Raw genomic sequence first — 6,024 nt, 5'->3', positions numbered from 1 at the left:
TGGCACCTCGATGTCGGCTCGTCACATCCTGGGGCTGGAGAAGGTCCCAAGGGTTGGGCTGTTCGCCCATTAAAGTGGCACGCGAGCTGGGTTCAGAACGTCGTGAGACAGTTCGGTCCCTATCTGTGGTGGGCGTAGGAAGCTTGACAGGATCTGACTTTAGTACGAGAGGACCGAGTTGGACGAACCGCTGGTGTATCGGTTGTGCCGCCAGGTGCAGCGCCGAGTAGCTATGTTCGGATGGGATAAGCGCTGAAAGCATCTAAGCGCGAAACCCGCCTGAAGATGAGGCTTCCCTTGAGGGTCGTTGTAGACGACAACGTAGATAGGCGGTAGGTATAGAGTCAGAAATGGCACAGCTGAGCCGTACTAATGACCCGAACGGCTTTCCTGCTCAACACACCCCCGTTTTAGATGATTCTCTTACTTTTACATGTCAAAAATATTTATCCAGGTATTGGATAATAGAAGTTGCGTGGTGGAACAGTGATTGACACTGAACCATTCACCCTCTACCTGATACCTGCAAAATCTTAAGGTGGCTGTAGCGCCGGGGATCACCTCTTCCCATCCCGAACAGAGCAGTTAAGCCCGGCAGCGCCAATGGTACTTCACCTGAGGGAGAGTAGGTCGCCGCCTTTTTCTTGTTAATTATAGCCCCCCATCTTTGAAAAATAAGATGGGGGGTTTTTTGTTTTAACTTAACATCTGTAGCTGGATAAGATTACGATAACTCTGGTCAAGTTCATATAGCTCTTCGTGCGTTCCTCGTTCAATAATTTGTCCTTCTTTTAGCATATAAATACGATCCACTTTACGGATAGTAGCTAAGCGGTGAGCAATTATAATTGTAGTTCGGTGTTCCATAAGATTTTCTAGAGCGTTTTGAACGAGGTGTTCCGACTCAGCATCCAGCGAACTAGTAGCTTCATCCAATATTAAAATAGCTGGGTCTTTCAAAATGGCTCGAGCGATAGCAATTCTTTGTCGCTGTCCGCCTGATAATTGAACCCCTCTTTCCCCCACAATAGTTGAAAAGTTTTCAGGAAAAGAATTAATAAAATCCAAGGCGTTAGCCTGATAAGCTGCTGCTTCTACTTGTTGAAAAGTTGCGTCTTGCCTTCCATAGCGGATATTTTCCTCAATACTTCCCCCAAATAAAATTACTTCTTGAGGAACCAGTCCTATGTTCAGTCGCAAAGAAGTAAGATCATAAGCATCTACAGCGGTATCATCAATAGTGATAGTTCCACTAATCACAGAGTAGTATCTCAAAATTAGTTGAGCTATTGTTGATTTTCCTGCTCCACTATGGCCGACAAGTGCAATTTTCTCCCCCGCCCGCACCGAGAACGAAATAGCGTTCAATACTGTAATATCTGGGCGGGAAGGATAAAAAAAAGAAACATCATCGAAGCGAATACTCCCCTGAATAGTTTGAGTGAGAAGCTCGGGTTTTGATGAAGGTACGCTTATCGTTTCAGACTGCTCATCTAAAATAGCTAAAATACGCTCAGAGGCACCAACTGCCTTTTGAATTTGTCCATATAGGTCGCCAAGACCCGCGATAGAACCACCAATTAGTGTGGTATACATAATAAAGGAAACTAAGTCACCAATAGTAATAGTACCTTGCTGAACAAGTGTAGCACCGTACCAAAGTACTGCTACAATACCGCCAAACAGAACGAAAATAATAAATGCAACAAATAATCCACGATACAAGGCAGCTTTTAAAGCAGTATTCACTACCTGATCAATAGAAGTTCGGTAACGAACTATCTCACGAAATTCACTCGTAAAAGCTTTAACTGCTCGGATAGCCTGCAACGTTTCTTCTACAATGACACTGCTTTCAGCTAGTTGGTCTTGTGTTTTTTTGGTAAGACGACGGATATAACGTCCGAATACCATTGCGGCTACAATTAAAAAAGGAAACGTAGCGAACATAAAACCGGTAAGGCTGGGAGCCATCGATACAATTACGATAGTACCAATAACTAATGTTGCTATCTGCCGAAGAAATTCGGCTAGTGTTACGGAAAAAGTATTCTGAAGAAGAGAAATATCAGAAGTAATACGGCTGATCAGCTCTCCAGTACGATGTTTATCGTAAAAGCTTATAGGAAGTGTAATAAGCTTTTGGTAAAGGGCGGTTCGTATATCAGCAGACGAATTTTCGTTTACCTTTGCAAAAAAGTAGACTCTAATGAATGAAAATATACTCTGCACAAAAAATACTGCAAGCAAGCATAGTGCAATGATATTCAGGTTGTTAGACAACCAAGATTCGTTGCCGGATGCTACATCAAGTAACTCGCCGGAAATAAGCGGAAAGCTAAGTAGCGTCAAACTGGAAAAAACTAATCCGATCATACCAATCGTAAACTGCCCTTTATAAGGAAGTATGAAGCGATAGATTCCAGCTAAACGTTTAAACTGATCTTTGTTCAAGAAGATATTCTTTTTCATATGAGACTGTTATTCAATGTCTAGGACGGATTCGTGATACTCAAATTGTAAAAAGCCTGGAAAATACATAATCCCTATTCAGCCGTTTACTATACTTAAATCTAAATATGATGTACTTAGTTACTGGATCTACCGGATTAATAGGCAGCTTTATCTGCCGAGCCATGCTAAAAGCGGGCTATTCATTAAGAGGTTTACGACGTAAAACTAGTGATATGAGTTTAGTAGCAGACATTCAGAATGAGATTGAGTGGGTAGAGGGAGACTTGCTAGATATTGTTAATCTGGAAAAGAATATGCAAGGTGTAAAAGGGGTGATACATAGTGCCGCCTTCATCTCTTACGACAGTCGGGACGAAGCACTCATGCAAAAAATAAACGTAGAGGGCACAGCTAACATCATAAATGTATCACTCAAGCAAGATGTTACTCATTTCTTACATATGAGTTCGGTAGCAGCAGTAGGAAAAAAAGTGTCCGATAACTTAGTAGATGAAACTCATACAATTACGCCAAATGACAATTTAACCGGCTACGCTCGTAGTAAGTGGCTGGCCGAAGTAGAAGTATGGCGGGCTGTAGCCGAAGGTCTACCCGCAGTAGTGCTGAATCCTTCATTGGTATTGGGGCCAGGCAGCTTAGATAAGAGTAGCACCCAAGTATTTAAATATGTCTGGAATGAAAAGCGTTTTTATACCAGTGGAATAGTGAACTACGTAGATGTTCGGGATGTTGCCGAAGTAGCATTGAGAGCAATTGACCGAGAGATAACCGATGAGCGATTTATTGTGAGTGCTAGAAGCATATCCTACCAACAGCTATTTGAAACTATTGCTAAGTTCCTTGATAAACGCCCCCCCAATATCAAAATTAATGCTTCAGTCATAAAAGGAATAAGCAAACTGGATCGGATACGCACGCTAATTACGCAACAGAAACCATTAGTTACCGACGAACTGGCACAGGTAGCTCGCAACAGCCATACTTACGATAATGAAAAAGTTCAAAAAACTTTGGGCATGGAATTTCGGTCGCTAAACGAAACAATACAATGGTGCTGCGAACAATTAGTTAAAAAAGAAGAAGAAACTAATCTAAAATCACCCCAGTAGATAACACCTCACAAATAGTTGGTCGTACGTGGGGTATTTTCTATATTTAACCCTATCCACAAACAATATACCCTCAGTTTTTTTATGAAGTAATGAACGATTTTTAATCTCTAAAAAATATGAGCGATCAATTTAGAAATCGTGAAGATGGGCATAATTTAATACGATGGTTTGAGAACCAACTTAAGAATAACGATGCTCATTTTCTGGACTTAAATGTATACGTTGATGTTATTGAAGACTATTTAGATGAAGAAAAATATAAGAAAGCACTAAAAACCTGTAATCTAGGAATTGCTCAATATCCTTATTCAGCTGAACTATTATTTAATAAGGCTCAAACGCTAGGCCACTTAGAGCGTTACGAAGAGGCACTAGCTGAATTAGATCGAGCGGCCAACTTACAGCCCAACGATTACGATATTTTGATGCTGCGCAGCAACATCCTATCATGGATGGGAGACTACCAGGGCTCGGTTGCAGAACTGAAACGCTTGGTCAAGCTGAGCGAAGAAAAAGACGAAATATACTATCAGATCGGGATGGCATTTCAGCATACGGCTGATTATCGGCAAGCTGCTAAATATTACAAGTTGGCCCTCCAGTGGAACCTACATCACGAAGATGCCATGTACGAATTGGCCTACTGTCTGGATATGACCGGTGAATTGGAAGATAGTCTCTCATATTATCAGCAATTCATCGACAAAGACCCTTACTCCGTACAGGCTTGGTATAATTTAGGTATCGTTTATAACAAACTAGAGCGTTTTGATAAGGCCATTCAGGCCTACGAGTACGCTATTTTGATTGACGATACATTTGGGTCAGCTCATTTCAATATGGGTAATACCTATATGAATCTTAAGGAGTACAGAAAGGCATACGATGCCTATCGTAAAACGCATGATATTGAAGGAGGCAATGCGGAAACGTACTGTTGTATGGGAGCTGCTCTTGAGAAATTAGAATCGTACAATCGGGCTATGCGTATGTATTCTAAAGCTACCAAGCTCGATGAAGAATATGATGAAGCTTGGTTTGGCTTCGGTGCCTGTCTGCACCAGCAAGAGCGCTGGATGGAGGCTACCTACGCACTACGAAAAGCATTACGACTCAATGATGCCAACTACCTATATTGGTATACATTAGCCGAAGCTGAGCGTAAATTAGGCAACATTGCTTCCAGCAGCGAAGCCTACGAAGAAGCTACTCTGCTTAACCCACTTTACCTGGAAATATGGCAAGGTTGGTCTCATCTATATTTTGAGAATAGTAATTTCGAGATGGCAGTATCGGTAACAATGGGTGCCTTAGAAGAGCTACCCGATAACCCGGATTTACTATATTACGCTACTGCTTACCTTATTTCGGATGGTCAATATAAAGATGCGTTTATTTATTTAGAAAATGCTTTAACTTTGGATTTTGATAAACACGAAATCTTGTACGATTTTTTTCCAAAGTTAGAAACTCAAAAGGCACTCTTTAAAATTATCGACCAATACCGAAACTAGATGAATTATACGCTTAAGAATATTCCCGAGCGAACCGATAAGCCTCGGGTGTCTGGCTATACTATGGCAATGGATAAAGGGTTAAGTCTACGGGAGGTAGAAGACTTTATTAGTGTAGCCGGTGAATACGTAGATGTGGTTAAGTTGGGCTGGGCTACTTCTTTCGTAACCCCTCAACTTGAAGAAAAAATAGCGATATACCACCAGGCTAACATTCCAGTTTACTTTGGAGGAACCTTGTTTGAAGCTTTTGTAGTCCGCCATCAGTTTGATGATTATCGGCGAATACTGGATAAGTACGGATTGTCTTTTGCTGAAGTATCCGATGGATCAATTGAGCTTGACCATGAAAAGAAGTTAGATTACATTCGGCGGTTATCGGAGCAAGTGACAGTGCTTTCGGAGGTAGGTTCTAAAGATGCTGCCAAAATTATGCCCCCGTATAAGTGGATTGAATTGATGCGAGCCGAACTAGAAGCGGGAGCTTGGAAAGTAATTGGCGAAGCTCGGGAAGGCGGCAATGTAGGCTTGTTTCGATCCAGTGGCGAAGTACGCTCGGGTTTGGTAGAAGAGATATTAACTCAGATACCGTTTGAGCGAATTATCTGGGAGGCCCCCCAAAAGGAGCAACAAGTTTGGTTTATTAAGTTACTCGGAGCAAACGTGAACTTGGGTAATATCGCTCCTAATGAAATTATTCCCTTAGAAACCATTCGGCTCGGATTAAGGGGCGATACATTTACCCACTTTCTGGGACAGAACGAGCATACTTCCTAATGAACAATCTCAAAATGTACGGTCAACTATTCCTCAAAGGAATGGCAATGGGCGGAGCCGATGTAGTGCCGGGAGTTTCGGGAGGCACACTAGCGTTCATCACCGGAATCTACGAGCGACTGCTGGATGCCCTCAGTTCATTCGAT

At 42.0% G+C, this 6,024-nt stretch carries 5 protein-coding genes and 2 rRNA genes; 6 read left to right on the top strand and 1 reads right to left on the bottom strand.

Annotated elements, in window-relative coordinates; genetic code table 11:
* Positions 1 to 394, top strand: a 23S ribosomal RNA gene (locus tag WBA23_RS00065); the annotation flags it as partial.
* Positions 395 to 534: 140 nt separating this feature from the next.
* A 5S ribosomal RNA gene (gene rrf / locus WBA23_RS00060) occupies positions 535 to 642 on the top strand.
* A 54-nt stretch (positions 643 to 696) separates the two neighbouring features.
* On the opposite strand, the gene WBA23_RS00055 is transcribed toward rrf, so the two are convergent.
* Complete coding sequence (locus WBA23_RS00055; RefSeq protein ID WP_424580186.1) at positions 697 to 2,472, bottom strand: ABC transporter ATP-binding protein; 1,776 nt, start codon at positions 2,470 to 2,472, stop codon at positions 697 to 699.
* 107 nt (positions 2,473 to 2,579) lie between these two features.
* Here WBA23_RS00055 and WBA23_RS00050 point away from each other — a divergent pair, with 107 nt between their 5' ends.
* The 4 genes from WBA23_RS00050 to WBA23_RS00035 all read left to right on the top strand — a co-directional run.
* Positions 2,580 to 3,584 (top strand): NAD-dependent epimerase/dehydratase family protein, encoded by a 1,005-nt coding sequence (locus WBA23_RS00050; RefSeq protein WP_424580185.1) that lies wholly within the window; start codon positions 2,580 to 2,582, stop codon positions 3,582 to 3,584.
* Between the two features lie 119 nt (positions 3,585 to 3,703).
* Complete coding sequence (locus tag WBA23_RS00045) at positions 3,704 to 5,101, top strand: tetratricopeptide repeat protein (RefSeq protein ID WP_424580184.1); 1,398 nt, start codon at positions 3,704 to 3,706, stop codon at positions 5,099 to 5,101.
* Positions 5,102 to 5,878, top strand: a complete 777-nt coding sequence (locus WBA23_RS00040; protein ID WP_424580183.1) for a phosphosulfolactate synthase — start codon at positions 5,102 to 5,104, stop codon at positions 5,876 to 5,878.
* The coding region (locus WBA23_RS00035; RefSeq protein WP_424580187.1) for an undecaprenyl phosphate translocase family protein at positions 5,878 to 6,024 on the top strand (147 nt) is incomplete at its 3' end. The genes WBA23_RS00040 and WBA23_RS00035, both read left to right, overlap by 1 nt.

The sequence above is a fragment of the Tunicatimonas sp. genome (assembly GCF_049647865.1).
Taxonomy (GTDB): domain Bacteria; phylum Bacteroidota; class Bacteroidia; order Cytophagales; family Cyclobacteriaceae; genus Tunicatimonas.
Note: the sequence above shows the minus strand (reverse complement) of the source record. Positions and strands in the feature narration are given on the sequence as shown.

Excerpts from the sequence above, each read along its gene's own strand:
- WBA23_RS00040 (WP_424580183.1), top strand. The coding sequence starts at position 5,102 with ATGAATTATACGCTTAAGAATATTCCCGAGCGAACCGATAAGCCTCGG.
- WBA23_RS00055 (WP_424580186.1), bottom strand. The coding sequence starts at position 2,472 with ATGAAAAAGAATATCTTCTTGAACAAAGATCAGTTTAAACGTTTAGCT.
- WBA23_RS00045 (WP_424580184.1), top strand. The coding sequence starts at position 3,704 with ATGAGCGATCAATTTAGAAATCGTGAAGATGGGCATAATTTAATACGA.
- WBA23_RS00050 (WP_424580185.1), top strand. The coding sequence starts at position 2,580 with ATGATGTACTTAGTTACTGGATCTACCGGATTAATAGGCAGCTTTATC.